Below are 25110 nucleotides of genomic sequence, written 5' to 3'. Positions count from 1 at the left end.
AGGGGGGAAATGAAGGCGCAAGATGCTGGGCTGAGGTGTTGCTTTTGCGGCGCGGTTGACCAGTGCGATCAGCCCAGATGCGCAATCACACGCCTCTGGTGCGGCCTGTCGCGGTGCTCAAAAAGATAGATCCCCTGCCACGTGCCCAAGGCCAGCCTGCCATCGGTCACAGGAATGCTCAGATGGGTCGGCAGCAAGGCTGCCTTGATATGTGCAGGCATATCGTCAGGGCCTTCATAGGTATGTGTCAGATAGTCCATGCCGGGGTCGGTCGTGGGCGGCACCAGGCGCGCAAAGAAGTTCTGCAAATCCACCTGCACTTCAGGGTCTGCGTTTTCCTGAATAACAAGACTGGCCGACGTATGCTGGACAAACAGTGTCAAAAGGCCGGTCCCCTTGGCCCAGCTGGCCACTTGGCGGGTAAACTCATATAGGCCGGGGCCGTTTGTTGCGATTGTCAGTTGCGTCTGCATGGCACCAGCATCGGATGGTGCCACGCAAAGCGCAAGCCCGTGCCCTTACTCTTTCGCGCAGGCCAGCGACGTCTCGGATCGCGCGTAGGTTTCCGCGTAGATATCGTCCGGAAGTGCCAGCATGGTTTTCAGAACCGACGCAATCGGCAGGCTACAGGCGTCATCGGTTGTCGCTTTCTGGCTTGCCGGTACAACCAATTCGGCTGTCCTGTCAGGCACCAGGTTGCCGGGTTCAAACTCATAGGCGTGGAGTGCAGGCACAAAAGCGATCGAAAGCGTGGCAGTCGCCAAGGTCATCTTCAAACGGGTCATAGTGTCTTCCTTCTTTGACTGGCATGTGGGCCTGCCTGCGGGGCCTATCAATCTGCACAGATGCGATGGTGTGTGATCATAAATGCACATCAGATCATCGTGATGACCTTGCAGAGGAAAACTGGTGGTTTTCGCGCCCGCGACTTGCGGCTATACGCAAATCCAGCAACGCAGCCGCTCAGAAAGATCTCTTCATGGCCCAAATCGCCCTTCCAAAAATGCTTGCCGATGCACAAGCCGCTGAAGAGGCGGGGAAACTCGGGGTGGCGCAGGCAATTCTGAGCAAAGCCACCACAGACTATCCCAAAGACCCAAAATCACTGCTGCGCCTTGTCCGGCTCCTGGCGCGCAAGGGCAAGCAACCCAAACTGGCGCTTCCGCTGCTGCCGCGCCTGCTGAAACTCGCACCGGCCTCTGGCCTCGCGCACGAACTTGCCGCCGAAACATACTGCAAATTGCGCAGCTACGAGATTGCACTGGTGCACGCGGACAAGGCGCTGGCACTTGCGCCGAAATCCCCCGACTGTCTCTATGTGGCCGCAACCGTCTATCAGCAGAATGCACGCCACGACGAGGCGATCAAACTGATCAAGCGCGCCCTGGCGCTGCGCCCCGATCACCGCCCGTCAAAGCTTTTGCTGGCATCGTCACTCAACGCAACGGGCCAACAAAAAGAGGCCGAGGCCATCTGCCGCGCCATCTTTGCCGAAACGCCGAATAACCAACACAATCTGATGCTTTGGAACAGCGCGGTAAAAGCGTCCGTGGATGATCCCATCTATCAGTACATCAAGAACAAGCTGTTGCCGGAGTTCACAGCAACGGATGAGCAAAGCCTGCGGTGGGTGTTGCGGACACTTGGCAAAGCCGAAAACGACATCGGCAATTATACGCAGTCTTTCAAATACTATACGCAAGCCAAGGCACTTGAGCCCAAACGCCACGAGCGCGGCAAGAACAAACAATTTGTGAGTGCATTGCTCGCCAAAACATCCCGGGCCGACTTTTTTGGCGGCACCGGACATGACAGCGAAAACCCCGTCTTGATTGTGGGCATGCCACGCACAGGCAGCACGCTGCTCGAACAGATCCTGTCCAGCCATCCGCAGATCGGGGGCATCGGTGAAAGCGCACAGTTGCGCAATCTGGCGACATCCATCGGGTTCAAGAGCGGTGACGGCGCAGGTCTGGCCAAGCTCGTGCAGAACCTGTCACCCCAAAAGGCCAAAGAGCTTGCTGAAATCTACCTCAAGAATTCCAGCACAATTGCCCCCGGCAAACTGCGGGTCGTCGACAAGAACCTGCATAATTTCGAGCTATTGGGGCTTTATGCGAAACTGTTTCCCAAAGGCAGGATCATCCTTGCGCTGCGTGACCCGATGGATAACTGCGTGTCATGCTATCTGCAGCCGCTCAGCGGGTTCCACAGCTACACCCAGGACCTCACATCCATGGGGCAGTACTATGCAGAGTTCCGCAGGCTGGTTGCGCACTGGCAAAAAGTTATCCCCAATCCGATGATGGAAGTGCACTACGAAGACATGGTCGCCGACACCGAGGGCATGGCGCGCAAAATCATTGATTTTATCGGGGTTGACTGGGATCCCGCCTGTCTTTCCTTTCAGGAAAACAAATCACATGTGCGGACCCTGTCGGTCTCGCAGGTGCGTCAGCCGATCTACAAAACGGCGGTGAAACGGTGGCAGCGGTATGAGGAATTTCTTGATCCGCTCAAGGCCGAGCTTGCGCATTTGTACCCTGACGGGTTCTGACCGCCCGAACGGGGCGGCGCTTAGCGAAACAACCGATCACCCTGTTCGTCGATCACCTGCTTGGCCTTGGCCACAGAGGCATCCGCAGCCTGCTCTTTGGACTGCAACACATCGGCGCGGATCAGGTCATGCACCTGCCCGTCCTGCTCGATGCGCGCGCCGATCCGCCAGCCATTGCTCGCTTTTTCGGGGGTCGGCGTGATGGTGCAGTCCTTGTAGGTTTCCGCAGGAGTCGCCTGCGTTGTCTTGCCGCCACCAAAGAGCTTGGAAAAGAGTGCCATAGAACCTCACCTGTTTTGGGCAGCATAAACACCTGTCCGTGGGGTGAAAAGAGCGCAGGCCGCCACGGCGACAGGCAAAGAAAAACCCCACCGTGTTGCGCACGATGGGGCTTGTTCTTCAAAGCTGTAAAAGCCTACTGGTCGAGGAACGACCGCAGCTTCCGGCTCCGGCTTGGGTGCTTGAGCTTGCGCAGTGCTTTCGCCTCGATTTGACGAATCCGTTCGCGTGTCACGCTGAACTGCTGACCCACCTCTTCCAGCGTATGGTCGGTGTTCATGCCGATCCCGAAACGCATCCGCAGCACGCGTTCTTCGCGTGGTGTGAGTGACGCCAGAACCCGTGTCGTGGTTTCCTTCAGGTTCTCCTGGATCGCTGAATCCAAAGGCAGGATCGCATTCTTGTCCTCGATAAAGTCACCAAGCTGGCTGTCTTCCTCGTCACCAATCGGCGTCTCGAGCGAAATCGGCTCCTTGGCGATCTTCATCACCTTGCGGACCTTTTCCAAAGGCATTTGCAGCTTTTCGGCCAATTCCTCTGGTGTCGGTTCGCGGCCGATTTCGTGTAGCATCTGGCGACCGGTCCGGACCAGCTTGTTGATCGTCTCGATCATATGGACAGGAATACGGATCGTGCGGGCCTGATCCGCGATAGACCGCGTGATCGCCTGACGGATCCACCATGTGGCATAGGTCGAGAATTTGTAACCGCGACGGTATTCGAACTTGTCGACCGCCTTCATCAGACCGATGTTACCTTCCTGGATCAGATCAAGGAACTGTAGACCACGGTTGGTGTATTTCTTGGCAATTGAAATAACGAGACGCAGGTTCGCCTCGACCATTTCTTTCTTGGCCTGACGCGCCTCTTTCTCGCCCTTCTGGACCTGCTGCACAATGCGGCGGAATTCGGTAATATCTACGCCCACATACTGACCGACCTGCGCCATGTCGCCGCGCAGCTCTTCGATCTTGCCGGTCGATTTCTCGATCAGCATCTGCCAACCACGACCGGATTTTTCCGCCATGTCATCAAGCCAGTTCGGATCAAGCTCGCGTCCGCGATAGGCGTCGACAAATTCGCGGCGGTTGATACGGGCCTGATCGGCCAGCTTCACCATCGAACTGTCGATCGACATGATCCGGCGGTTGATGCCGTAAAGCTGGTCGATCAGCGCCTCGATCCGGTTGTTGTGCAGGTGAAGCGAATTCACCAGCTCAACGATTTCCGAGCGCAGTTTCTGGTATTTCTTTTCCTGCTTGTCCGAGAATGATGAATCCTCGTTCAGCGTGGCCGACATCCGCGCGTCCTGCATGTCGGACAAGGCCGCAAAATCGCGCGCGATCAGTTCCAGCGTTTCAAGCACGCGGGGCTTGAGTGCGGCCTCCATTGCCGCAAGCGACATATTGGCCTGATCGTCATCATCGTCTTCGTCATCTTTGGCAATCGGGTTGCCATCGGCGTCAAGCTCTTGGGTCGCTTCTTTCTTCTCTTCGGATTGGCCAGCAGGGGCCGCCACGACGGGTTCCTCACCCTCTTCGCCCAACTGGTTGCCAAAGGTGGTTTCCAGATCAATCACATCACGCAGCAAGATGTCTTCGGACAAAAGTTCGTCGCGCCAGATCGTGATCGCCTGAAAGGTCAGCGGGCTTTCGCACAACCCGAGGATCATCGTGTTGCGACCGGCCTCGATCCGCTTGGCAATCGCGATTTCACCTTCGCGCGACAAAAGCTCGACCGAGCCCATTTCGCGCAAATACATTCGCACCGGATCATCCGTGCGGTCCAGCTTCTCGGCCTCGGCCCCGCCCAGCGTGACCTCACGCGAACCCGCGACAGTCGCCAGGGCCGTGTTGCCCTGATTCTCTTCGGTCTCTTCGCTTTCTTCTTCTTCAGTGACCTGGATGCCCATTTCGGACAGCATCGACATCACATCTTCGATCTGGTCCGACGACACCTGCTCGGGCGGCAGAACAGCATTGAGTTGGTCGTAGGTGATATAGCCCCGCTCGCGCGCATCAGAGATCATTTTCTTGACCGCGGCTTGGCTCATATCAAGGCTGATATCACCGTCCTGGTCAGCGTCCTTGCGATCATCGTTGTCTTTCGCGGCCATGCGGAATGCCCTTTCGGATGCGTTATTTGTGCCAAAGTGATTCGGCTGATTCGGTTAATTTCGAATCAACCTCGCATCGAGGTGATTCGCAAGCAGTTGACTTATTGTTCTTTGTACCTGTTGCGCAAACTACGACTTAGGCCGATCCCGCCCCTTTGCAAAGGAGATTTGCTCAATCAGTTGCGCAAATGCGCTTTTCTCTTCTTTCTTCATCCGTGCGCCATTCGCGCCGATGGCGTATTCGGCTTTGTCCTCGTTGTCGCCGCGCCCTGCCTGATCCACCGCTTTGGTGGCCTGTGCAAGCCGCCACGTCAGCCCCTCATCCGCCACGCCACCAAGGTCTTCGACGGCATCTTCGATTTCTCTGGCGTGTCCGCGGCGGGCCGCAAGTTTGGCGAACTCTTCGGCAAGGCACAAACGCGCGATCTCGGCATCACCACCCCGCCGCACAGCGGGGCTAATCGCTACGTGGTTCTGCGCGAACAGTTTTTCAAGGGGCATCTCGCCCATCTCCTGGACGATGCAATGGCGCAAATCCTCTGCGCCAAGATGACGCAGAAGGCAGCCCTGAAGATCACGGTGCATCGGATCACGGCTGTCCATCTGCTCCAGTGCCGTTTCGAACTCGGGTGCAACAGCGGGGGCCACAATCAGCGTGGCTAGGATCACAGCTTCACGCAAATGGTCCTGATCGGTGGCCCCTGCCGCGAGTGCCGAGGCGCGTGACGTGGCCACAGGGCTGACATCGCGCTTCCATGGATCAAGACGCGGGTTCCATCTCCCGCCCCCGCTCTTGCGCGCGACGGGTGCCTTGCGGTTGGAAAACAGCGCCCAGCGCATGTCCTTGATCGCCTGCCCGTAATGGCTGCGGATCGAGGGGTCCTTGATGAGCATGATCTTTTCACGCAGCGCCTTATCAAGGGCGGCCTTGCGCTCGGGACTGTCAAAATTGCGGCCCTCGGTTTCACGCTGCCACAACAGCTGCACCATCGGGATCGCCTGATCGAGCAGCTTTTGCATCGCACCCGCACCCTGCGCCTTGATCAGATCATCAGGGTCCAGTCCCTCCGGCATCAGCGCAAAACGCAACGATTGCCCCGCCTCGAGCAGCGGCAATGCGATATCAATCACGCGCATCGCGGCACGTAGACCAGCAGTGTCACCATCCAGCGCGATAATCGGCTCGGGCGCCATACGCCACATAAGGCGCAACTGGTCTTCGGTAATGGCGGTGCCCAGCGGCGCGACCGTCGCTGTAAACCCCGCCTCCGAAAGGGCAATGACATCCATATAACCCTCGGCCACGACCAAAGGCTTGCCCTTGCCTGCCGCCTCGCGGGCAGGGCCATGGTTGTAGAGGCTGCGGCCCTTGTCAAAAAGCGCGGTTTCGGGGGAATTATAGTATTTCGCCGGATGGTTCGGGTCCATCGCACGACCGCCAAAACCAATGGCCCGCCCCCGCGCATCACGGATCGGAAACATGATCCGGTCGCGGAACCGGTTATAAAGGCCGCTGCCTCGGTCACTCTGCGCCGCAAGCCCCGCATCAACGATCAGTTTCGGGTCGACCCCCTTGCCCGAAAGCTGCTCGAGCACGCCTCCATTGGCAGGTGCAAAGCCGATCTCCCAGCGCGCCTGCGCCTCGGGGCTTAGCCCGCGCCGCGCCAGATAATCCCGCGCATCCGCCGCAGCCCCTGTCTGCAACTGCAACCGGTGATACTGCACCGCCTGCTCCATCACATCGACCAGCACCGTGCGCGCATCCGCCTTCTCCTGCGCGCGCGGATCACGTTCCGGCATCGTCATCCCCGCCTCAGCGGCAAGGATTTTCACAGCCTCCATGAAATCAACATTTTCGGTTTCACGCACAAAGGAAATCGCATCGCCTTTGGCATGACAGCCAAAGCAGTAATAAAACCCCTTGCGGTCATCGACGTGGAAACTGGCGGATTTTTCCTGGTGGAACGGACACGGCGCCCAAAGATCGCCCTTGCCCTGATTGGACTTGCGCGTGTCCCACATGACCTTACGGCCCACGACCTGCCCCAGCGACAGCCGATTGCGCAATTCATCAAGGAAACCAGGGGGCAGACTCATGCGCGCAGTATGACCCAACCCCTCGGGACTTTCCATGTCCAATCAAACTTCCGCCGGAGGCATTCCGACAGCGCGCCTAACGCAACGCCACCGCCCGCATCGCCACCCCAAGATCATGCACCAGTGTCCGCGCCATCGACCGCATCACCATGATCTCGACACTGTCAGGACCTGTGCGGATGACCGTCACCGCCATGTGCCCCAACATCGTCTTTGCCACGTGATGTGTCTTGAAGACCTGCGCGCGAAAATCAACCGGCACCAGCCGCGCCAGGACATCCTCGGCCCGCGCCCCTGACACCTGCACGACGGCCCATGCATCCGACTGATCCGTGACGGCAGCCCCCGCGAGCGCCACATCGCCCGCAATCATCCAAGTGCCATGCCCGAACCACGTCACAGCCCCACTACGCCGGTTGGGCGGAGCAAGCCCTGCCCCGATTTGCGCTTCCAATTGTGCCGAGACAGCCGCCTCCTGTCCCGCAAAGGGCGCAACAGACATCAACCGGGCGGGCAAAACCTCCACCATCTCAACGCCGCCATGGGCCAGCGGCAACAGCCCCGCACAGGGCGTCAATGCAATCAGATCAGCCACGGGCACGCCCTCCGGTTGGATCGAAGAAAACAGGATCGCAGACCGTCACCTCTTCGCTGATCCCCCGCAAATGATCACGCAATTTGATCACCTCGCCGTGGCGGGCACGGCCATTCTCCAAAAATCCCAGCGCCAGATAGGTGCCAAACGTCGGCGAAAAGCACACCGAGGTCACATAACCCTGACTGTTCTCCCGCGTTTCCGCCGCCGCGCGTTCAAAAAGATGCGCTCCTGTGGTTAACGCGTGATCGCTGCCTTTGGCACGCAAGCCCACCAATTGCTGCCGTTCGGCGCCAAGAAGGCCCGGACGGGCCGCCGCGGTCTTCCCGATACAGTCCTTTTGGGCGCTGACCATCCGTTCCATCCCGAGATCATATGCGGTCGTGCGCCCGTGCATTTCGGCATGCGTGATGAACCCCTTCTCGATGCGCAGCACATTGAGGGCTTCCATCCCGTAGGGCCCGCCACCCAGCACTTCTGCCTGCGCCACGAGGATGCGAAAGAGGCTCTCACCATAACGCGCCGGGACGGCAATCTCATAGGCATGTTCGCCCGAAAACGAGATCCGGAACAAACGCCCCGCGACACCGCCGACGCGGACCGCGCCACAGGCCATGAATGGCCAGCTCTTATCATCAATCTCTTGATCCAGAACTGTATTGAGAAGTGTGCGCGCCTGCGGCCCTGCCACCGCAAATTGCGCCCACTGCTCGGTGGCAGAGATCACCGTGGCATCCAGATCAGGACGCAGAACCTGCAAGACAAACGCCAGATGCCGCATCATCTGACTGGCAGCAGCCGTCGTTGTCGTCATCACAAAATGCGTCTCGCCGAGGCGCGCTGTGGTGCCGTCATCCATGACATGACCGTCCTCGCGCAGCATCAAGCCGTAGCGCACACGCCCGACCTTCAGGGTCGAAAACTTATTGGTATAGACAAAATCCAGCAGTGCGGAGGCATCCGGCCCCTGAATGTCGATCTTGCCAAGGGTCGACACATCACAAACCCCGACCGCATTGCGCACATAGCCCACTTCGCGGTCACAGGATGCCCGCCAGTCGGTTTCACCTCTCTGGGGGAAATAACTGGGGCGATACCAGAGCCCTGCCTCGATCATCGGCGCACCCCGCGCGACACTGGCCTGATGCGACGTCGTGAACCGCTGCGGCGCAAATCCCTTGCCCTGACCGCCTGCCCCCATCGCGGCAATCGGCACAGGCACATAAGGCGGGCGGAACGTGGTCGTGCCTGTCTCGGGGATCCCCCTGCCGGTGGCATCCGCCAGCACCGCAAGGGCGACCACATTCGACGATTTGCCCTGATCCGGCGCCATCCCTTGCGTCGTATAGCGCTTCATATGCTCGACCGAGCGGAAGTTCTCCTGCGCGGCCAGCTTGATATCCTTCACATGGACATCGTTCTGGAAATCAATCCATTTACGACCTTTGCCGGGCACAGCCCAAAGCGGCGTGACAGAATAGGCGGCATCATCAGCAGCAGGGACCGTCACCTTGGGTTTCAACCCAAGGCCCCCTGCAACCTGCGCCGCCACCTCTGCTGCTTCGCTCAAACATCCTGCGGTGCTGAACGTCCCGTTGCAGGCCCCCGCTGTCACCAGCCCCGGAACACTGTCAGGTGTCGGCACAAAAGACGCGATCTCTTCATTCCATGTGGGCCGCCCGTTCATATGACAGGTCAGATGCACCGTCGGGTTCCAGCCCCCCGAGACCGCCAGACAGTCCGCCTTGATCGTCCGCGTACCACCTTTGTGGCGGATCGTGATGCTTTGCAGTGCATGACGACCTTTTGTGCCGATTACCTGCGCGCCCATATAAACGGGATAGTCACCGCCAAGTGTCACATCGTCACGATTACCCGTCACGACGGCCTCGCCGTCACGACTATCAATCACGGCAACCACCTTCACACCGGCCACTACCAGATCACGGGCCGTACGGTAGACATCATCATTATTGCCAAAGACCGCGACGGCCTTGCCGGGAACCACGCCCCAGCGATTGACATAGGAGCGCACGGCGCTCGCAATCATGATCCCGGGCCGGTCGTTGTTGGGAAAGGCAATCGGACGCTCCAAAGCACCAGCGCACAGGATCGCCCGTTTGGCCACGATACGCCAAAAACACGCCACCGGTTTATCCGGCATACGCGGCCCCGCGACACGCTCAAGCGCGCCATAGGTACCCTGGTCATAGGCCCCCGTGACCGTTGTGCGGGTCATCAGACGGACATTCGGCATCGCATCAAGTTCCGCCAGCACCTCGGCCACCCACTCCCTGGCGGGTCTGCTGTCGATCTGCTCGTGCTCGCGCAGCAACCGACCGCCCATTGCGGTATCTTCATCCGCAAGGATCACATCGGCGCCCGCGCGCGCGGCAGTCAAAGCCGCCATCAGCCCCGCCGGTCCCGCGCCAATGACAAGCACATCACAAAAGGCGAAGGCCTTTTCGTAAGTCTCCGCATTATTCTCGCCACTCAACGCCCCCAGTCCGGCGGCACGCCGGATCACGGGCTCGTAAAGCTTTTCCCAGAAACTGCGCGGCCACATGAAAGTCTTGTAATAAAAGCCCGCAGCGAGGAACGGCGCGACAAAGTCGTTCACCGCCATCACATCATAGCGCAGCGACGGCCAGGCGTTCTGGGACCAGACCTCCAACCCCGCGGCCACCTCCAGCGTGGTCGCCCGCACGTTCGGTTCGGCCTGCGCGCCGCGCCCTAAGGTGACCAGGGCGTTTTGCTCCTCTGATCCCGCCGACATCACCCCGCGCGGGCGGTGATACTTGAACGACCGCGCCACCAGCTTGATCCCGTTGGCCAAAAGCGCCGCCGCAACAGGCTCACCCAGCACGCCTTTGATCCGCCGCCCGTCGAAGGTGAAATCGACGGTGTGCTCAGGGGCTTGCAATCTCATCTGGGCGACCGTTCGGCCAAAGCGGTGTCAAGCACGGCATGGGTCGCCGTGTTCCGGGTGACCACCACCCAAGCCCCGCACCCCGCCTCATGAAACCACAGATCGCGCGTATCGCCCGCGGGATTTTCGCGGTTGTGCAAATAGTCATCCCAGGCCTCCAACCCCGCATCAGGTGCAGGACGCGACAACGCCACAGCATCACCCTGATAGTAGAATTCCCTGCGGTCGCGTTCGCCGCAATTGGGACATGTGATCCTCATGCTATGCGCATCCCATCATCTCGCCATAAATACTCAAACCCATCATGCCAGCCTCTAGTGCAGGTTGTGCTGAGAGCCCGTGCCCTCTTCATCCATCAAGCCCGCACCAGTGCGGAACCGGTCCAACCGGAACTTTGCCGCAGGCGCGTGATGCTGACCGGTCGCCATCAGATGCGCAAAGCTGAACCCCGATCCGGGTACAGCCTTGAACCCGCCGTAACACCAGCCACAATCGATAAAGAGCCCCTCCGTTGGCGTTTTGTCGATAATGGGCGATCCATCCGGCGTCATATCCATGATTCCGCCCCAGGACCGCAGCACCTTTGCCTTGCCGATCATCGGCATCAGGGTCATCGCCGCATCCATCACATGCTCTTTCATCGGCAGGTTGCCCCGTGCGGCGTAAGAAGCATAAAAATCAATATCGCCGCCAAAAACCAGCCCGCCCTTGTCGGACTGGCTGATGTAGAAATGTCCCATTCCGAAACTGACAACATGGTCGATCACAGGCTTTAGCCCCTCGGTCACAAAGGCCTGTAAAACATGGCTTTCTATGGGCAATCGCATCCCCGCCATCGCTGCCACCTGGCTTGAACGTCCGGCAACCACAATGCCCACTTTCTTGGCCCTGATCGCCCCGCGCGTGGTTTGCACGCCTTTCACGACACCGCCTTCGATATCAATGCCAGTAACCTCGCAGTTCTGGATGATATCAACGCCGCGCAGGTCCGCGCCGCGCGCATAGCCCCAAGCCACCGCATCATGGCGCGCCGTGCCACCGCGCGGGTGGTAAAGGCCGCCATAAATCGGGAAGCGCACGTTGTCGAAGTCGAGATAGGGCAGATATTCGCGCACGCCGTCTTGGTCCAACAGGATCGCATCATCACCCTGGTTGATCATCGCATTGCCCCGGCGCGCAAAGGCATCACGCTGGCTGTCGGAATGGAACAGATTGATCAACCCGCGCTGCGAATGCATGACGTTGTAGTTCAACTCCTGCTCCAATGTTTCCCACATTTTCAGCGAATGGGAGTAGAATTCAGAGTTGCCGGGCAGGAAGTAATTCGCGCGCACAATGGTCGTATTGCGCCCCACATTGCCGCCGCCGATGTAACCCTTTTCCAGCACAGCGATATTGGTCATTCCGTGCTCTTTGGCCAGATAGAATGCGGTCGATAGCCCATGCCCTCCACCACCGATGATCACCGCATCATACGCCGCTTTCGGTGCAGGATCGCGCCAAACCGGCTTCCAGCCTTTCTGGCCAAACAACCCCTCTTTGATCACGCGAAAGCCGGAATATCCCATGCCCCATCCCTTCTGGTCCTAGGTAAGCCTAGCAAGGGGCAGGACCTGTTGCATATCTCCTTTTCGACACTGCGACGCTGGCCAGCGACCCTGAGGTAGCAGCACCACAAAAAACACGCTTTTGGCCGGCATGATACAATGGATCAAAACCCCGTATTTTCAGATGAAATCGATTCGCTCCCCTCACGGTCATGCCGCAGGCAATATGCATTTGTCGCTCATTTTGTGGTCTTTTGGCCTCACAATTCCGCCCACTGTTTCCGAAAAAATTACAGTACCCGATGAAACGTTGAACTGTATCAACCAACATGCGACCCATTAGGCGCGCCACAGCACCTCGCCATTTTTTTGCCACATCAAAATGCTGAATGTGGTAATAAATACGAGTTTAAAGCCTGCCAGCGCCACATTGATGCGCCGAACGCCTGGGGATCTGATGATGTTGAATTTTAAGAACCGTGAAAACAAGCTCAAAAAGCTACAAGAAACGCGTCGTGCCTATCTGGAACAACTCGCTTTTATTCGCCAGTTCAAGAAGGACGAGGATGGTGGTCTGATTGTCCTGACGCTCATCTTGCTTATCTCGATGCTGGTCGTCGGCGGTATGGCCGTCGATTTCATGCGTTTTGAGTCCGAGCGGACAAAGCTGCAGAGCGTTTCGGACCGCGCCGTTCTGGCTGCTGCGAACCTCAACCAAGAGCGCGATGCTGGAGCTGTCCTGACAGACTTCTTTACCGCCGAAGGCTACGCTGACGCAATCGTTGGTGAGCCATTTATCGAGAAAACAGCAAGCGGCAGTGAAATCCGGCTCTCATCTCAGATCGATATGGACACCTTCTACCTGCGCCTCATCGGTATGGATACCTTGACGGCGCCCGCAAGGGCAAGCGCGGTCGAAGGAACCGGCAATGTTGAGGTATCTCTTGTCCTCGATATTTCAGGTTCGATGGGACGTTTGATGGAGGGTCCGATCTATCGCCGTGATGAAAACGGTGATCCGATCCGTGACTCCGACGGCAATATCCTGACTGATGAAGGTACGGAAACGAGGATGTTCTTTCTTCAGCAAGCAGCAAACCAGTTTATCGAAGACCTTTTGCTTCCTGAATATGAGGACCGTGTCTCAATCAACCTGATTGCCTACTCTCAGCACGTACGGCTTCGCGATGACCTTTATATGGCTCTCAGAACAACGCCAGACTCCATCAATGAGAATGATGTCATTGGCAGTTCATTCGGCGCGATCGAAGATGGTTATGCAGCCCCGCCTGCTTACATTTGGGTCGACGCAGACGGCAATGAAGTACCGGCTGGCACCGAAGGCGCAACGCTTCAAGCACCTTGGGATCAGCCGGTAAACGTGGAATGGGCTGGCGGGTTTGACGTTTTCACAAACCCGTCCCGCTGTATCACATTCGAGGACGACGAATACGAAACGCTCACGTTTGACGTGAACCGCGTTTACGAACAAGTCGAATGGGTGGACTTCTACTCGCGGCCCAGATGGCCAGAACCGAGCGGCCCTAGTTTTTCTAGAGAACCATGCTCGCCTGAAGAATCTCATGGCATCATATTGATGTCACAGGATGTCGAGGAACTGCAGGCTGCAATTAACTCTTTCTACCCTACCGAAAATACATCGATCCACCGGGGTATGAAGTGGGGCGTTTCATTGCTGGATCCGTCCATGCGCGATCTGATCGGCGGTATCCAGACCGTGGATGACGCATTTCGCGGCAGACGCCCCGCCGATTATACTGACCGTACAACGTCAAAGTACGTCGTTATCATGACGGATGGTGAAACAGTTTCATCACAACGCATACTACCTGAGCGGTATGACGAATATGATGAACGTTTCGGACTGTCGGAGCATGCCGCAAACTACTACCCTGTTATTGATGACGACAATTCAACGACTGCAACAGCCGGTTGTTATAGTAGAGGCGATTGCGTCTGGTACCTTAACAACATCACGGAATCGATCGGTAGCGAAGAAGACCTCAATGAAAAACTGAGTGACATTTGTGAACTGGCCGGGGATCAGGTGACCGAGGTCTACACAATCTCGATGGGTCTTTTCAACGAGACAATGCGGGATTGCGCAAGCAAGGAAGGCAACGCATTCCAGTCAACCATCACGAATGATCCGGGCGAACCTGGACTGGATGAGATATTCCGGAAGATTGCAGAGCAGATCACAGCGTTGCGTCTGGCATTGTAATGGGACATTCGCGATGAAAACTCTGCTGCAAAATTTCTTGAAAGACGAACGAGGAACCGCGTCGATTGAGATTGTGCTGGTGTTCCCTGTCTTCTTCGGCTTCTTCCTTATGACCTATGAGTCAGGGGTCTATTCCGCACGGCAAGTGATGCTTGAACATGGAGTTGACGTAACGGTCCGCGAGATACGCATCGGCGTCATCACGAACCCGGACCGCGACAACCTGCGTACGCGGATCTGTGACGCAGCCCGCATTTTGCCAGACTGCATCAGACAGCTCGAAATCGAACTGGTGCAGCGTGACCCAAGGACGGCTTGGGTGCCGCTTGATGCGAATGTACGCTGTGTCGACCGGGGCGACCTGGACGCGGCATATGGCGGCACAATTGATCCGACAGGCAACAATGAGCTGATGTTCTTGCGGGCCTGCATCCGTATTGACCCCTTCTTGCCATCTTCCGCCTTAGGAAAGGCATTCATAGAAGCAAATGCGGGTGATACGGCCGCGGGCGAATCCTATGCATTGATCGCCACCGGTGCTTTCGTCGTTGAACCTTTCCGGAACAATTAATCATGAAGAGAATTGCATCATCCTTCCGCGCCTTTCGCGATGACGAACAAGGATCAATGGCAATCGAACTGCTGCTGGTCGTCCCGATCTTGGTTTGGGTCTTTTTGTCGACATTCGTCTACTTTGACGTGTTCCGTGTTGAAACGAACGCCGTCCGCGCGACAATCACGCTGGCCGAAATGTTCAGCCGTGAGGACAGTGTGAACAACACTTTTATGAACAGCGCGCGAAGTGTTCTGCAAACTCTTACATTTGAGGAAAATGATCCAGACTTCAGGGTGACAGTTTACACTTATAACGAGGCTGATGACGAATTCCGGGTTGTTTGGTCGCGCAGACGCGGCGCCGGCATAGCGCAAAACTTGACGAATGCAGACCTTGCAGACCTTAGGGCAGAAGGCCGCCTGCCCCCGATGGATAACTTTGACCAGAACATCTATATTGAGACGCGCACGGAATATGATGCGCCATTCAATATTGGTTTGGGCCCTTTCACCGTGACCAATCTGGAAGACCTGACGTTCACGAATGATATGATTATCCGTCCACGTGGCGTAAGGCTTTGCTTTGAGAGAAACAGTAACCCGCCCCTCTGCGGACCGGGTTAATCCTTGATCATCATGCTGATGCGTTCAGCCATGAATTTGGATTGACCGGCATTTGTCACGCCACCCACACCAACACGGCGCCCAAAGCGCCACCAAAGCCCCGGCAGCCATGCGCGGGGCGTTTTGTTGTGCAGCACCAAGGTAAACCCGTTTGTCGGTTTGAAGGCAAAAACGCCCCGATCAACGCTGCGAATATCATCAATCCGCGCCAGAACGGTGCCGGTGCTATCGCGCAACTCTGTCTCCGTCAGCGCGATGGTCACATGGGTCGCACGGCGGAGCCGCTCGGCCTGCCAGAGCATCAGAACACCGAACGCCAGCATAAAGACCATCCAGTGAAACGCGGGAGGGTGCAGAAGCGTAAGATAAACCACCAGCGCCCCTAAGCCGAACAGGACACCATAGGCAAAAATGCGGCGCGCGGGCGAGGCCTCTACGACCGCAAGAACCCCGTTTTCATCTGGTTGGAACATGATTTGTCTCCGTCACTGCAGAGGCCTTATCCTACCTTGCAGAGGCTGTCACGGCACGGCGGACCATGTCCCAGTAGATCGCTTCAATTTTGTCGCTCTCAAGCCGCCCGCCCGCACGATACCAATTGCTGATCCCTGTCAGCATCGCAATCAGCGCCATTGTGGTAATGCGCGGATCAGGCACAGCAAAAACGCCCTCGGCTTCGCCATCCCGGAGGATGTTTTCAAGCACATCCTCATAGGCCCGTCGCAGCGCCTCGACGGCTGCGAAATTGTCATCCGTCAGGTTGCGGAGTTCCATATAGGACACAAACACCTGATCGGGGCGCGGCAGATGAAACCGGATATGAAACCGTGTGAACCCTTCCAGCCGCGCAAGACTGTTGCCCTGCAAATCAGCCGCTTCCAGCGCGGCCAGTAGATCGGTCATATGACCCTGCATCAGGTCAAACAGAAGCGTCTGTTTGTCCGGCGTGTAGTTGTAAAGCGCGCCCGCCTGAATGCCGACTTCCGCCGCGATCTGGCGCATCGACACCGCCGCATAGCCGTGCCGTGCGATCAGTCGCAACGCCGCATCGCGCACCCTTGGGCCGGTGATATCAGAGTGGGAACCTTGCTTGCGTGCCATAACAGCCATTTAACTGAACGCTTGTTCATTTGGAAACCCCTCATCGGCAGTTGCCCCCGCCCTGCGACCGCAGGTATGGTGGCAATCATGCGTCACCTTTGGCCCCTTCCCTTTCTGCTGATCCCCGCCTGCGCCACTTTTCCGGCGCTGGACGGCACGATCAGCGATGCCGCAAGACAGGCGCCCTACCCCACATTGACACAGCTTCCATCACTGCCGCCCGTTTCTGCCGCTGAGGACGCCGATTTGCAGGCCCGGATCGCGGCATTGCAGGCCCGTGCTGACCAACTGCGCCAGATTGACATCGGCGCGTTGCAGTAGCCGCGCGCATTCGCTAGACCCGTGCTGACGTAGCACAACGATGGATTTATGCAGATGACAACACCACTTCGCCTTGGGATCGCGGGACTTGGCACCGTGGGTGTGGGCATTGTCCGGATTGTGCAAAAACACGGGGAGTTGCTGGCGCTGCGCGCAGGCCGCCCGGTAGAGATCGTCGCGGTCTCGGCACGGTCCAAAACCAAGGATCGCGGCGTGGACCTGTCCGCCTATGCATGGGAGGACGACCCCGTCGCCCTTGCAAAACGTGACGACATTGATCTTTTCATCGAAGTGATGGGCGGCCACGAAGGCCCTGCCAAAGACGCGACAGAAGCGGCCATTGCCACTGGCAAAGACATCGTCAGCGCCAACAAGGCCTTGCTTGCCATCCACGGCCAGGCGCTCGCCGAAGCGGCCGAGGCCGCAGGGCACGTGATCCGCTTTGAAGCGGCTGTCGCAGGGGGTATCCCCGTGGTCAAATCCCTGACCGAAGGGCTTGCGGGCAATGAAATCACCCGCGTCATGGGTGTGATGAACGGCAGCTGCAACTACATCCTGACGCGCATGGAAGATGCGGGGCTCAGCTATGAGGCCGTCTTCGAAGAGGCCAATCAACTGGGCTATCTCGAAGCCGATCCCGAATTGGACGTGGGCGGCATTGATGCGGGTCACAAACTCGCGCTTCTGGCCTCTATTGCCTTCGGCACGCAGGTTGATTTCGACTCGGTCGAGCTTGAAGGGATCGGTTCGGTGACCATCGAGGACATCCATCAGGCCGCCGACATGGGCTTTAAGATCAAACTCCTGGGCGTGGCACAAATGACAGGTCGCGGTCTGGAACAGCGGATGTCGCCTTGCCTTGTCCCCGACACATCACCGCTTGGCCAGCTGCAGGGCGGCACCAATATGGTCGTGCTCGAAGGTGACGCGGTCAACCAGATCGTTCTGCGCGGCCCCGGCGCGGGCGAAGGCCCTACTGCAAGTGCCGTCATGGGCGATGTGATGGATATCGCGCGCGGATGCCGCATCTCGACCTTTGGCCAGCCCGCGAACACCCTGCGCAAGGCACGCGCCGCGCGCGCGGCTGTACCCGCACCCTATTACTTGCGTCTGAAACTGCTCGACAAACCGGGGGCTTTGGCAAAAGTCGCGCACGCCTTGGGCGAAGCAGGCATTTCGATCGACCGGATGCGCCAATACGACCACACGGACACAACAGCACCCGTTCTGATCGTCACCCACAAGACGACACGCACCGCATTGGAAGAGGCGCTTTCCGATTTCAAATCCACCGGCGTGGTCAGCGGCACCCCTGTCGCAATCCGCATCGAAGCAGTTTAGCGCAAACAGGCTTGTAGCCCGGGCGCGGACAGGCTTTAGGTGGGGTACGTTACAAAAGGACTTTACTGATGCCCGCCGCACTTGATTTCAACGACCGCAACCTGTCTCTCGGCCTCGCCCGCGTCTCCGAGGCTGCGGCCATCGCATGCGCCCCGCTGATCGGACGCGGCGACGAGAAGGCGGCAGATCAGGCCGCGGTGGATGCCATGCGCACCCAGTTGAACAAGCTGGATATCGCAGGCGTCGTGGTCATCGGCGAGGGCGAACGCGACGAGGCACCCATGCTGTTCATCGGTGAGGAAGTGGGCACTGGCACTGGCCCCGGCGTGGATATCGCCCTTGATCCGCTGGAAGGCACGACACTCACCGCCAAAGACATGCCCAACGCGCTGGCCGTCATCGCGATGGGGCCGCGCGGATCGATGCTGCACGCGCCTGACGTCTATATGGACAAGCTCGCCGTCGGCCCCGGCCTGCGCCCCAGCGTTGTGACCCTTGATATGTCGCCCTCCGAGCGTGTCTCGGCGCTGGCCGCCGCCAAAGGCTGTTCGACCAATGACATCACCGTCTGTGTGCTGGAACGCCCGCGCCACGAAGACATGATCGCGGAAATCCGCAGCACCGGTGCCGCAATCCGCCTGATCACTGACGGCGACGTGGCCGGTGTGATGCATTGCGCCGAACCCGACGTGACGGGCATTGATATGTATATGGGTTCCGGCGGAGCACCCGAGGGTGTTCTTGCAGCAGCGGCACTGAAATGCATGGGCGGGCAGATTTTCGGCCGTTTGCTGTTCCGCAACGATGACGAACGTGGCCGCGCGAAGAAAGCAGGCATCACGAATTTTGACCGCGTCTATACACGCGACGATATGGTGACAGGCGATGTGATCTTTGCCGCCACGGGCGTGACCGACGGATCGCTCGTGCCGGGGATCAAACGCGAGGTGGGCTTTGTCACCGCTGAAACGATCCTGATGCGCTCCAAGACCGGATCGGTGCGGCGCATGATCTATCGCAACCCAACCAGCTAGACGCGGATTTTTCGCTACGATGCGCAGGAAGCCGTGGCCAAACGCTGGCACACCGCATAGTGTGTCATGTGATGAATACACCCCTAGATAAACCTGCATTTCTGAATGTCACCGCCTCTGCCACGGGTCGCCGCTGGGTTGGTCCCAGCGTGGAAGAGGACCGGCTGTCAGAGGCGATGGCCCAGGAAACCGGCCTGCCCGCCCCGCTTTGCCGTGTGCTGGTGCGGCGCGGTGTCAGCGCACAAGATGCCCCCGGGTTTCTTGCGCCGACCTTGCGTGACCTTTTGCCGGACCCGCGCGTTCTGAAAGACATGGATGCGGCGACAGCGCGTTTTTTGCAGGCGCTGGACAAGAACGAGCGCATCGCTATTTTCGCGGATTATGACGTGGACGGCGGCACCTCGGCGGCCCTGCTGATCTGCTGGCTGCGCGATATGGGGCGGCAGGCCACGCTCTATGTGCCCGACCGGATTGACGAAGGCTACGGCCCCAATGATGAGGCCATGGCCGCCCTTGCGCGCGACCACGATCTGATCGTCTGCGTCGACTGCGGCACGCTCTCGCATGGGCCGATTGCGGCGGCCAAAGGCGCCGATGTCATCGTGCTCGACCACCATTTAGGCGGCGAGACCCTGCCAGATGCGGTGGCGGTCGTGAACCCCAACAGGCAGGACGAGACAGGCGATCTTGCGCATCTCTGCGCGGCGGCTGTCGTGTTTCTGATGTTGGTTGATGCCAACCGGAAACTCCGCGAGGCGGGTCACAAAGGCCCTGACCTAATGGCGATGCTTGATCTTGTGGGGCTGGCGACCGTGGCCGATGTGGCACCGCTCATCGGTGTGAACCGCGCCTTTGTGCGCCAAGGGTTGACCGTGATGGCGCGGCGCAACCGGATCGGTTTGACCGCTCTTGCCGATGTTGCAGGGCTTGACCAGGCACCAACCAGCTATCACCTCGGGTTCTTGCTGGGCCCCCGCGTCAACGCCGGCGGGCGCATAGGCAAAGCCGACCTTGGCGCGCGGCTATTGGCCTGTGACAATCGGCATGAAGCCGAATCGATGGCCGCCAAACTGGATCAGTTGAACACAGAGCGCCGCGAGGTCGAAGCGCAGGTGCGTGATATGGCGCTGGAGCAAGCCACTGCACGCGGGCTTGACGGGCCGCTGGTCTGGGCCGCAGGCGAAGGCTGGCACCCCGGTGTTGTGGGCATCGTCGCCGCACGTCTGAAAGAGGCCACCAACCGCCCTGCCATCGTCATCGGGCTGGACGGCAATGAAGGCAAAGGCTCGGGCCGTTCGGTATCCGGAGTTGATCTGGGCGCCGCGATCCAGCGCACCGCACAAGAGGGGCTGTTGATCAAAGGCGGCGGGCATAAAATGGCGGCTGGCCTGACCGTTGCGCGCGACAAGCTCGATGAAGCCATGGCGCGTTTGGGCGACCTTCTCGCAAAACAGGGGGCCGCTGACATAGGCCCCGCAGACCTTACTATCAGCGGCATCCTGATGCCCGGTGCCGCCACTGTGGACCTGATCAACCAGATTGAGGACGCAGGCCCCTTCGGCGCAGGCGCCCCTGCCCCACGTTTTGCCTTCCCCGATTGCCAGATCCACTTTGCCAAACAGGTGGGCGCGAACCATCTGAAAATCAGCTTCGGTGACGGTTTAGGCGGACGGATTGACGGAATCAGTTTCGGCGCCATGGACGGGCCACTGGGGCCAATGCTGCTCAATCATAACGGCGCGCGGTTCCACCTGGCAGGGCGGCTTGAAATCAACAGCTGGCAAGGCCGCCAGTCCGTGCAATTAAGGCTTGAAGACGCCGCACCCGCCCACTGAAAATAGCCTGCAAAAAACGAAAAAAGCCTCTTGCGCGCCCCGCGTGGTTTCCCTAAAAGCGCCACACCAACTGCGGTCCCTTCGTCTATCGGTTAGGACGCCAGGTTTTCAACCTGGAAAGAGGGGTTCGATTCCCCTAGGGACTGCCATTGGTTCTCCGAAAAATGATTGAGGCGAACGCTGTACCAGCTGCGCGAAAAATAACGCGCAGATGATTTTTCATGTCTGCGCCCGTTGCTTTCTCCATCTACAGAGCAGCACTGAATAAGCGCCCGCATGCCTTTCAGTGTTCCGCCAACCCCCAGGCCTTCCATTTAAAACGCTTGCTCTCCCCAATATCACAGGGCTACTTTTGCACAAAAGCGTTAGGCGTGGTTGGTTTGGACCCGTGAAGGCGCAAAAGCCATTTCACAAAGGAATAAGACAATGGAAACCGACGTGAAACTGTGCGCACGCATTGCCGATCATATGGCGCAAGCGATAAGAGCCTCGGCAGTCGACACAGTCCCTTGCCAACATGCCATGCTGTCAGGGCTTTTTCCGGACGATGTCTACCAGCGCATGCTGCAAAACATTCCAGCACGAGATGCATTTCGCCCAATGAGCCTTGAGCTTTTCCATGACAAGGACGGCGTTTCAACCCGCGATCTGATTGAATTGCCCGAAATTGGTGTCGCGCGGATCAGCAAAGACCAGCAAAGCCTCTGGTGGGCGGTAGGCGCGGCAATCATGTCGGATAAGGTGAAATCAGCGGTTTTTGACGGGCTTGCCGAAGACCTCGCACCTGTCCTGAACGTCGACAAATCACAGGTCAACAATCAAAAGGTCTTTGTCAGCACAGCGCTGCGTTTCGAGACCGAATCCTATTATATGCCGCCACATTTTGACGACCTGCCCCGGGTTGCGACCATGCTCATTTACCTGCCCGCGGACGACAGCCTCGATGGTCTGGGTACTTCGCTCTATGATTATGCCCCAAAATGGCAAAGGCCGTTTCGTCCGGCCCATCGTGAACTGCGCCGCGCACCGTTTCTGCCCAATAGCGGTATTTTCTTTTCGGGGAACGGCCGCAAAAAGCGCCCGGGCTGGCACGGGTTTGAACGCGTGGACAAAACAAAACTCGGGGATGCACCGCGGATCAGTTTGTTGACGACATGGTATACCGGAACCAGTGAGACGCATGCCGACACCCCCGATATCCTGCCGGTCATGGCTCATGTCTGACGGTACCTGACCGCCTGCATGGCCAGCAGGAGAGGAACGCGGCCAAACGCGTTCATTCCTCAAAATGACGGCGCGGGCATTTACTGTCCCGCGCGAAGGGCTAGGCTATTGGGAGACAATACCGAAACGGAGCACCAAATGTCCCTGAAATACCTACACACGATGGTCCGCGTCAAAGACCTTGAGAAATCCATCGCCTTTTACGAACTCCTCGGCTTGAAAGAAACACGCCGGATGGACAGTGAAGCCGGGCGTTTCACCCTGCTTTTCATGGCGCCTCCCGGACAGGAAGAATGCCCTGTTGAACTGACCTATAACTGGGATGGCGATGACGGACTGCCCTCGGACAGCCGGCATTTTGGCCATCTGGCCTACCGCGTGTCCAACATCTACGAGGTCTGCCAGCATCTGATGGACAATGGCGTGACCATCAACCGCCCGCCCCGCGACGGACATATGGCCTTTGTGCGTTCGCCGGATAACATCTCGATCGAACTTTTGCAGGAAGGCGACAACTTGCCTCCGGCCGAACCTTGGGCCAGCATGGAAAACACGGGCCATTGGTAAAATCCGGCGTCCTGTTCTGCCTTTGCATGGCGGCAGCCCCCGTTGAGGCCTGCCGCCTTGCGCTTGTGCTTGCGCTTGATGTCTCATCCTCCGTCGATGCCGATGAAGACCGGCTTCAGCGTGGCGGCCTTGCGGCGGCCCTGCTTGCGCCCGAGGTGCAAGAGGCCTTTTTCACCAGCCCCGATCCTGTTGCGCTGCAAATCTTTGAGTGGAGCGGAAAGTATAACCAGACCGATCTTTTGAACTGGACGCTGATCCGGTCGCCTGCCGACCTGCTCTTGGCGGCAGAGGCGTTGAACAACAGCACAAGAAGCGTCAGCGATATGCCAACGGCGATGGGCTATGCGCTGGGTTATGCATCCATCAAACTGCGATCCGCCCCACCGTGCCTGTTTCAGACCATTGATATGGCCGGGGATGGCGTCAACAATGACGGCTTTGGTCCATCGAGCGCCTATAAGGCTTATCCCTTTGATGGGGTCACGGTGAACGGGCTGGCGGTCGCCGCGCCGGACAACACCGCCCGCGACTATTATCTGGCAGAAGTTATCTACGGCCCGAACGCCTTTCTCGAGGTCGCCTACGGCTTTGCCGATTTCGAGGATGCAATGCGTCGCAAACTGGTGCGCGAACTGTCTTCCCAGATTATCGGGCGCGCGCAGGCACGTAGCGAGGCCGAAGGATGATGCGGGTATGCCTGTTTGTGATGCTCTTGCCGGGCATCGCGCAGGCAGCTTGCCGACAGGCGCTTTCGCTTGGTCTGGATGTTTCAAGCTCGGTCGATCAATCCGAATATGAACTTCAGCTTGAAGGGGTGATCGCCGCTTTGAACGCGCCGGTCGTCATGGATATCCTCTTTCTACAACCCGACGCACCGGTCCGCCTGCATGTGTTTGAATGGAGCGGGCCAGTCAATCAAACGGTCATCGTACCTTGGACAACAATCAACACCCCCGCAGATATCGCGGCCATCAGCGCGCGTCTGCGGGCGCATGAACGGGGCGTGCCCGCACCGACCACGGCTGTCGGATCGGCATTGCTTGCAGGGTTTTCCTATCTGGAAGACCATGCAGATTGCTGGATCCGCACCCTTGATTTGTCAGGCGATGGCGAAACCAATACCGGGCCGCTCCCCGAAGACATTCCGGACAGTGCGACCCCCACAGGTGTCACGGTCAACGGGCTCGTCGTCGGGTCGGGCAACTTTTTTGGCGATCAGGTCAGCCGCACCGCGCTGGCCGATCTCGAAGTCTATTACCGCGAAAATGTCATCCGTGGGCCGGTGGCCTTTGTCGAAGTGGCGCAGAACTTCGACGACTACGCCGCCGCGATGGAGCGCAAGCTCGTGCGCGAGCTTTCCGCCCTGGCGGTTGGTCAGATGGACACCGGGCAAGGTACGGACGGATGATCCGCCTTGCCCTTTTCTTTCTTGCGCTGCCCGGACTTGCCGAAGCCGCCTGTCGGCAGGCACTCGCATTCGGGCTTGATGTGTCCAGCTCGGTGGATGCGGTAGAGTACCGCATGCAAATGGATGGCCTGGCCACCGCATTGAACAGCGACGCGGTGCGTGACGTGCTCTTCGACGGGCCCGACGCCCCGATTGATGTGCTTATCTACGAATGGAGCGGTCCCAGCGATCAGACCGTTATCGTCCCGTGGACACAGCTTGCGACACCGGATGATTTGGCCGGCGTGACACTGGCCCTGCGCAACCATCCGCGCAACCCGGCCGCCCCGACCACTGCGATCGGCGCGGCTCTGCTGGCGGGATTCGCTTTTCTGGAACAACGCCCCGCATGTTGGAAACGGACGCTGGATCTTTCAGGGGACGGGTATAACAACGCCGGGCCGCGCCCGCAGGATATCGGCCATATCCACACCCCGACCGGCGCAACGGTCAACGGGCTTGTCATTGGATCCGGCGATGACAGGCGGATTTCCGAGGTTGCGGAATTGTCGGCCTATTATCTGGACGCTGTCGTGCGCGGCCCTGACGCCTTCGTCGAGATAGCACACGGCTTTGCGGATTATGCCGCTGCAATGGAACGTAAACTGCTGCGTGAACTGACCAGCCTGGTCATCGGCGCAGTCACCCCTGAGGCGGACTGATTGGCGCAAGAGGTGCCGCTTATGTTGAACACGG

The 25110-nt window shown here is 58.6% G+C and carries 24 protein-coding genes and 1 tRNA gene; 14 read left to right on the top strand and 11 right to left on the bottom strand.

Translation table 11 applies throughout. The annotated features are described in order from the left end of the window. Nucleotides 1-68: 68 nt before the first annotated feature. Both C7964_RS12990 and C7964_RS12985 read right to left on the bottom strand, forming a co-directional pair. Nucleotides 69-473 (bottom strand): secondary thiamine-phosphate synthase enzyme YjbQ, encoded by a 405-nt coding sequence (locus tag C7964_RS12990; RefSeq protein ID WP_110280270.1) that lies wholly within the window; start codon nt 471-473, stop codon nt 69-71. Between the two features lie 45 nt (nt 474-518). Continuing rightward, a complete protein-coding gene (locus C7964_RS12985; protein ID WP_110280059.1) occupies nt 519-785 on the bottom strand; it encodes a hypothetical protein in 267 nt (88 codons plus the stop codon). Between the two features lie 194 nt (nt 786-979). On the opposite strand from C7964_RS12985, the gene C7964_RS12980 reads away from it, so the two are divergent. Continuing rightward, nucleotides 980-2557, top strand: coding sequence for a sulfotransferase family protein (locus C7964_RS12980; RefSeq protein ID WP_181417172.1), 1578 nt, complete (start codon nt 980-982; stop codon nt 2555-2557). A gap of 20 nt (nt 2558-2577) precedes the next feature. On the opposite strand, the gene C7964_RS12975 is transcribed toward C7964_RS12980, so the two are convergent. The 7 genes from C7964_RS12975 to C7964_RS12945 form a co-directional block, all read right to left on the bottom strand. Beyond that, on the bottom strand, nt 2578-2838 hold the full coding sequence (locus C7964_RS12975) for an HlyU family transcriptional regulator (RefSeq protein ID WP_110280057.1): 261 nt from the start codon (nt 2836-2838) through the stop codon (nt 2578-2580). Nucleotides 2839-2972: 134 nt separating this feature from the next. Further along, nucleotides 2973-4952, bottom strand: coding sequence for an RNA polymerase sigma factor RpoD (gene rpoD / locus C7964_RS12970; protein ID WP_110280056.1), 1980 nt, complete (start codon nt 4950-4952; stop codon nt 2973-2975). Between the two features lie 129 nt (nt 4953-5081). Next, nucleotides 5082-7049 carry a DNA primase gene (gene dnaG, locus C7964_RS12965; protein ID WP_110280269.1) on the bottom strand — a complete coding sequence of 656 codons (1968 nt, stop codon included), beginning with the start codon at nt 7047-7049 and terminating at the stop codon, nt 5082-5084. A gap of 76 nt (nt 7050-7125) precedes the next feature. Continuing rightward, a complete protein-coding gene (locus C7964_RS12960) occupies nt 7126-7644 on the bottom strand; it encodes a sarcosine oxidase subunit gamma (protein ID WP_286163935.1) in 519 nt (172 codons plus the stop codon). Continuing rightward, nucleotides 7637-10573, bottom strand: a complete 2937-nt coding sequence (locus C7964_RS12955) for a sarcosine oxidase subunit alpha family protein (RefSeq protein WP_110280055.1) — start codon at nt 10571-10573, stop codon at nt 7637-7639. The genes C7964_RS12960 and C7964_RS12955 overlap by 8 nt, the downstream gene beginning before the upstream one ends. Next, nucleotides 10570-10833: a sarcosine oxidase subunit delta gene (locus C7964_RS12950; protein WP_110280054.1), complete on the bottom strand. Its 264-nt coding sequence runs from the start codon at nt 10831-10833 to the stop codon at nt 10570-10572. Before C7964_RS12950 ends, C7964_RS12955 begins: the two co-directional genes overlap by 4 nt. Before the next feature lie 54 nt (nt 10834-10887). Further along, on the bottom strand, nt 10888-12141 hold the full coding sequence (locus C7964_RS12945; RefSeq protein ID WP_110280053.1) for a sarcosine oxidase subunit beta family protein: 1254 nt from the start codon (nt 12139-12141) through the stop codon (nt 10888-10890). Nucleotides 12142-12502: 361 nt separating this feature from the next. On the opposite strand from C7964_RS12945, the gene C7964_RS12940 reads away from it, so the two are divergent. The 3 genes from C7964_RS12940 to C7964_RS12930 are packed head-to-tail and all read left to right on the top strand — an operon-like array spanning nt 12503 to nt 15544. Next, a complete protein-coding gene (locus C7964_RS12940) occupies nt 12503-14365 on the top strand; it encodes a Tad domain-containing protein (protein WP_110280052.1) in 1863 nt (620 codons plus the stop codon). 13 nt (nt 14366-14378) lie between these two features. Continuing rightward, nucleotides 14379-14936, top strand: a complete 558-nt coding sequence (locus C7964_RS12935; protein ID WP_110280051.1) for a TadE/TadG family type IV pilus assembly protein — start codon at nt 14379-14381, stop codon at nt 14934-14936. Nucleotides 14937-14938: 2 nt separating this feature from the next. Beyond that, nucleotides 14939-15544: a TadE/TadG family type IV pilus assembly protein gene (locus tag C7964_RS12930; RefSeq protein WP_110280050.1), complete on the top strand. Its 606-nt coding sequence runs from the start codon at nt 14939-14941 to the stop codon at nt 15542-15544. Here C7964_RS12930 and C7964_RS12925 read toward each other — a convergent pair. Both C7964_RS12925 and C7964_RS12920 read right to left on the bottom strand, forming a co-directional pair. Next, nucleotides 15541-16017: a hypothetical protein gene (locus C7964_RS12925; protein ID WP_110280049.1), complete on the bottom strand. Its 477-nt coding sequence runs from the start codon at nt 16015-16017 to the stop codon at nt 15541-15543. The genes C7964_RS12930 and C7964_RS12925 overlap by 4 nt on opposite strands. A 31-nt stretch (nt 16018-16048) precedes the next feature. After that, on the bottom strand, nt 16049-16645 hold the full coding sequence (locus C7964_RS12920) for a TetR/AcrR family transcriptional regulator (protein ID WP_110280048.1): 597 nt from the start codon (nt 16643-16645) through the stop codon (nt 16049-16051). Between the two features lie 87 nt (nt 16646-16732). Here C7964_RS12920 and C7964_RS12915 point away from each other — a divergent pair, with 87 nt between their 5' ends. The 10 genes from C7964_RS12915 (at nt 16733) to C7964_RS12870 (ending at nt 25076) form a co-directional block, all read left to right on the top strand. Beyond that, on the top strand, nt 16733-16966 hold the full coding sequence (locus tag C7964_RS12915; RefSeq protein WP_110280267.1) for a hypothetical protein: 234 nt from the start codon (nt 16733-16735) through the stop codon (nt 16964-16966). A gap of 54 nt (nt 16967-17020) precedes the next feature. Then, a complete protein-coding gene (locus tag C7964_RS12910; RefSeq protein ID WP_110280266.1) occupies nt 17021-18307 on the top strand; it encodes a homoserine dehydrogenase in 1287 nt (428 codons plus the stop codon). A 68-nt stretch (nt 18308-18375) separates the two neighbouring features. After that, nucleotides 18376-19341: a class II fructose-bisphosphatase gene (gene glpX, locus C7964_RS12905; protein WP_110280047.1), complete on the top strand. Its 966-nt coding sequence runs from the start codon at nt 18376-18378 to the stop codon at nt 19339-19341. Between the two features lie 71 nt (nt 19342-19412). Further along, nucleotides 19413-21176 (top strand): single-stranded-DNA-specific exonuclease RecJ, encoded by a 1764-nt coding sequence (recJ, locus tag C7964_RS12900; RefSeq protein ID WP_110280046.1) that lies wholly within the window; start codon nt 19413-19415, stop codon nt 21174-21176. Nucleotides 21177-21250: 74 nt separating this feature from the next. After that, nucleotides 21251-21325: transfer RNA gene (locus C7964_RS12895), tRNA-Glu, on the top strand. A gap of 277 nt (nt 21326-21602) precedes the next feature. Beyond that, nucleotides 21603-22400 carry a hypothetical protein gene (locus C7964_RS12890; protein ID WP_110280045.1) on the top strand — a complete coding sequence of 266 codons (798 nt, stop codon included), beginning with the start codon at nt 21603-21605 and terminating at the stop codon, nt 22398-22400. A gap of 138 nt (nt 22401-22538) precedes the next feature. Beyond that, complete coding sequence (locus tag C7964_RS12885) at nt 22539-22967, top strand: VOC family protein (RefSeq protein ID WP_110280044.1); 429 nt, start codon at nt 22539-22541, stop codon at nt 22965-22967. Between the two features lie 26 nt (nt 22968-22993). Then, on the top strand, nt 22994-23653 hold the full coding sequence (locus tag C7964_RS12880; RefSeq protein ID WP_110280265.1) for a DUF1194 domain-containing protein: 660 nt from the start codon (nt 22994-22996) through the stop codon (nt 23651-23653). After that, nucleotides 23650-24375, top strand: a complete 726-nt coding sequence (locus C7964_RS12875) for a DUF1194 domain-containing protein (RefSeq protein ID WP_110280043.1) — start codon at nt 23650-23652, stop codon at nt 24373-24375. The genes C7964_RS12880 and C7964_RS12875 overlap by 4 nt, the downstream gene beginning before the upstream one ends. Beyond that, complete coding sequence (locus C7964_RS12870) at nt 24372-25076, top strand: DUF1194 domain-containing protein (RefSeq protein WP_110280042.1); 705 nt, start codon at nt 24372-24374, stop codon at nt 25074-25076. Before C7964_RS12875 ends, C7964_RS12870 begins: the two co-directional genes overlap by 4 nt. Nucleotides 25077-25110 lie beyond the last annotated feature (34 nt).

Origin of the sequence: Loktanella sp. PT4BL (assembly GCF_003201935.1) — a bacterium.
In the GTDB taxonomy this organism is placed as follows: domain Bacteria; phylum Pseudomonadota; class Alphaproteobacteria; order Rhodobacterales; family Rhodobacteraceae; genus Yoonia.
The sequence above is the reverse complement of the archived record's forward strand: the minus strand, read 5'-3'. Positions and strand labels throughout refer to the sequence as shown.

Bases quoted from the DNA above. Each gene is read 5' to 3' on its own strand.
- C7964_RS12990 (WP_110280270.1), bottom strand. From the start codon at position 473: ATGCAGACGCAACTGACAATCGCAACAAACGGCCCCGGCCTATATGAG.
- C7964_RS12985 (WP_110280059.1), bottom strand. From the start codon at position 785: ATGACCCGTTTGAAGATGACCTTGGCGACTGCCACGCTTTCGATCGCT.
- C7964_RS12980 (WP_181417172.1), top strand. From the start codon at position 980: ATGGCCCAAATCGCCCTTCCAAAAATGCTTGCCGATGCACAAGCCGCT.
- C7964_RS12975 (WP_110280057.1), bottom strand. From the start codon at position 2,838: ATGGCACTCTTTTCCAAGCTCTTTGGTGGCGGCAAGACAACGCAGGCG.
- rpoD (WP_110280056.1), bottom strand. From the start codon at position 4,952: ATGGCCGCGAAAGACAACGATGATCGCAAGGACGCTGACCAGGACGGT.
- dnaG (WP_110280269.1), bottom strand. From the start codon at position 7,049: ATGAGTCTGCCCCCTGGTTTCCTTGATGAATTGCGCAATCGGCTGTCG.
- C7964_RS12955 (WP_110280055.1), bottom strand. From the start codon at position 10,573: ATGAGATTGCAAGCCCCTGAGCACACCGTCGATTTCACCTTCGACGGG.
- C7964_RS12950 (WP_110280054.1), bottom strand. From the start codon at position 10,833: ATGAGGATCACATGTCCCAATTGCGGCGAACGCGACCGCAGGGAATTC.
- C7964_RS12945 (WP_110280053.1), bottom strand. From the start codon at position 12,141: ATGGGATATTCCGGCTTTCGCGTGATCAAAGAGGGGTTGTTTGGCCAG.
- C7964_RS12940 (WP_110280052.1), top strand. From the start codon at position 12,503: ATGCTGAATGTGGTAATAAATACGAGTTTAAAGCCTGCCAGCGCCACA.
- C7964_RS12935 (WP_110280051.1), top strand. From the start codon at position 14,379: ATGAAAACTCTGCTGCAAAATTTCTTGAAAGACGAACGAGGAACCGCG.
- C7964_RS12930 (WP_110280050.1), top strand. From the start codon at position 14,939: ATGAAGAGAATTGCATCATCCTTCCGCGCCTTTCGCGATGACGAACAA.
- C7964_RS12925 (WP_110280049.1), bottom strand. From the start codon at position 16,017: ATGTTCCAACCAGATGAAAACGGGGTTCTTGCGGTCGTAGAGGCCTCG.
- C7964_RS12920 (WP_110280048.1), bottom strand. From the start codon at position 16,645: ATGGCACGCAAGCAAGGTTCCCACTCTGATATCACCGGCCCAAGGGTG.
- C7964_RS12915 (WP_110280267.1), top strand. From the start codon at position 16,733: ATGCGTCACCTTTGGCCCCTTCCCTTTCTGCTGATCCCCGCCTGCGCC.
- C7964_RS12910 (WP_110280266.1), top strand. From the start codon at position 17,021: ATGACAACACCACTTCGCCTTGGGATCGCGGGACTTGGCACCGTGGGT.
- glpX (WP_110280047.1), top strand. From the start codon at position 18,376: ATGCCCGCCGCACTTGATTTCAACGACCGCAACCTGTCTCTCGGCCTC.
- recJ (WP_110280046.1), top strand. From the start codon at position 19,413: ATGAATACACCCCTAGATAAACCTGCATTTCTGAATGTCACCGCCTCT.
- C7964_RS12890 (WP_110280045.1), top strand. From the start codon at position 21,603: ATGGAAACCGACGTGAAACTGTGCGCACGCATTGCCGATCATATGGCG.
- C7964_RS12885 (WP_110280044.1), top strand. From the start codon at position 22,539: ATGTCCCTGAAATACCTACACACGATGGTCCGCGTCAAAGACCTTGAG.
- C7964_RS12880 (WP_110280265.1), top strand. From the start codon at position 22,994: ATGGCGGCAGCCCCCGTTGAGGCCTGCCGCCTTGCGCTTGTGCTTGCG.
- C7964_RS12875 (WP_110280043.1), top strand. From the start codon at position 23,650: ATGATGCGGGTATGCCTGTTTGTGATGCTCTTGCCGGGCATCGCGCAG.
- C7964_RS12870 (WP_110280042.1), top strand. From the start codon at position 24,372: ATGATCCGCCTTGCCCTTTTCTTTCTTGCGCTGCCCGGACTTGCCGAA.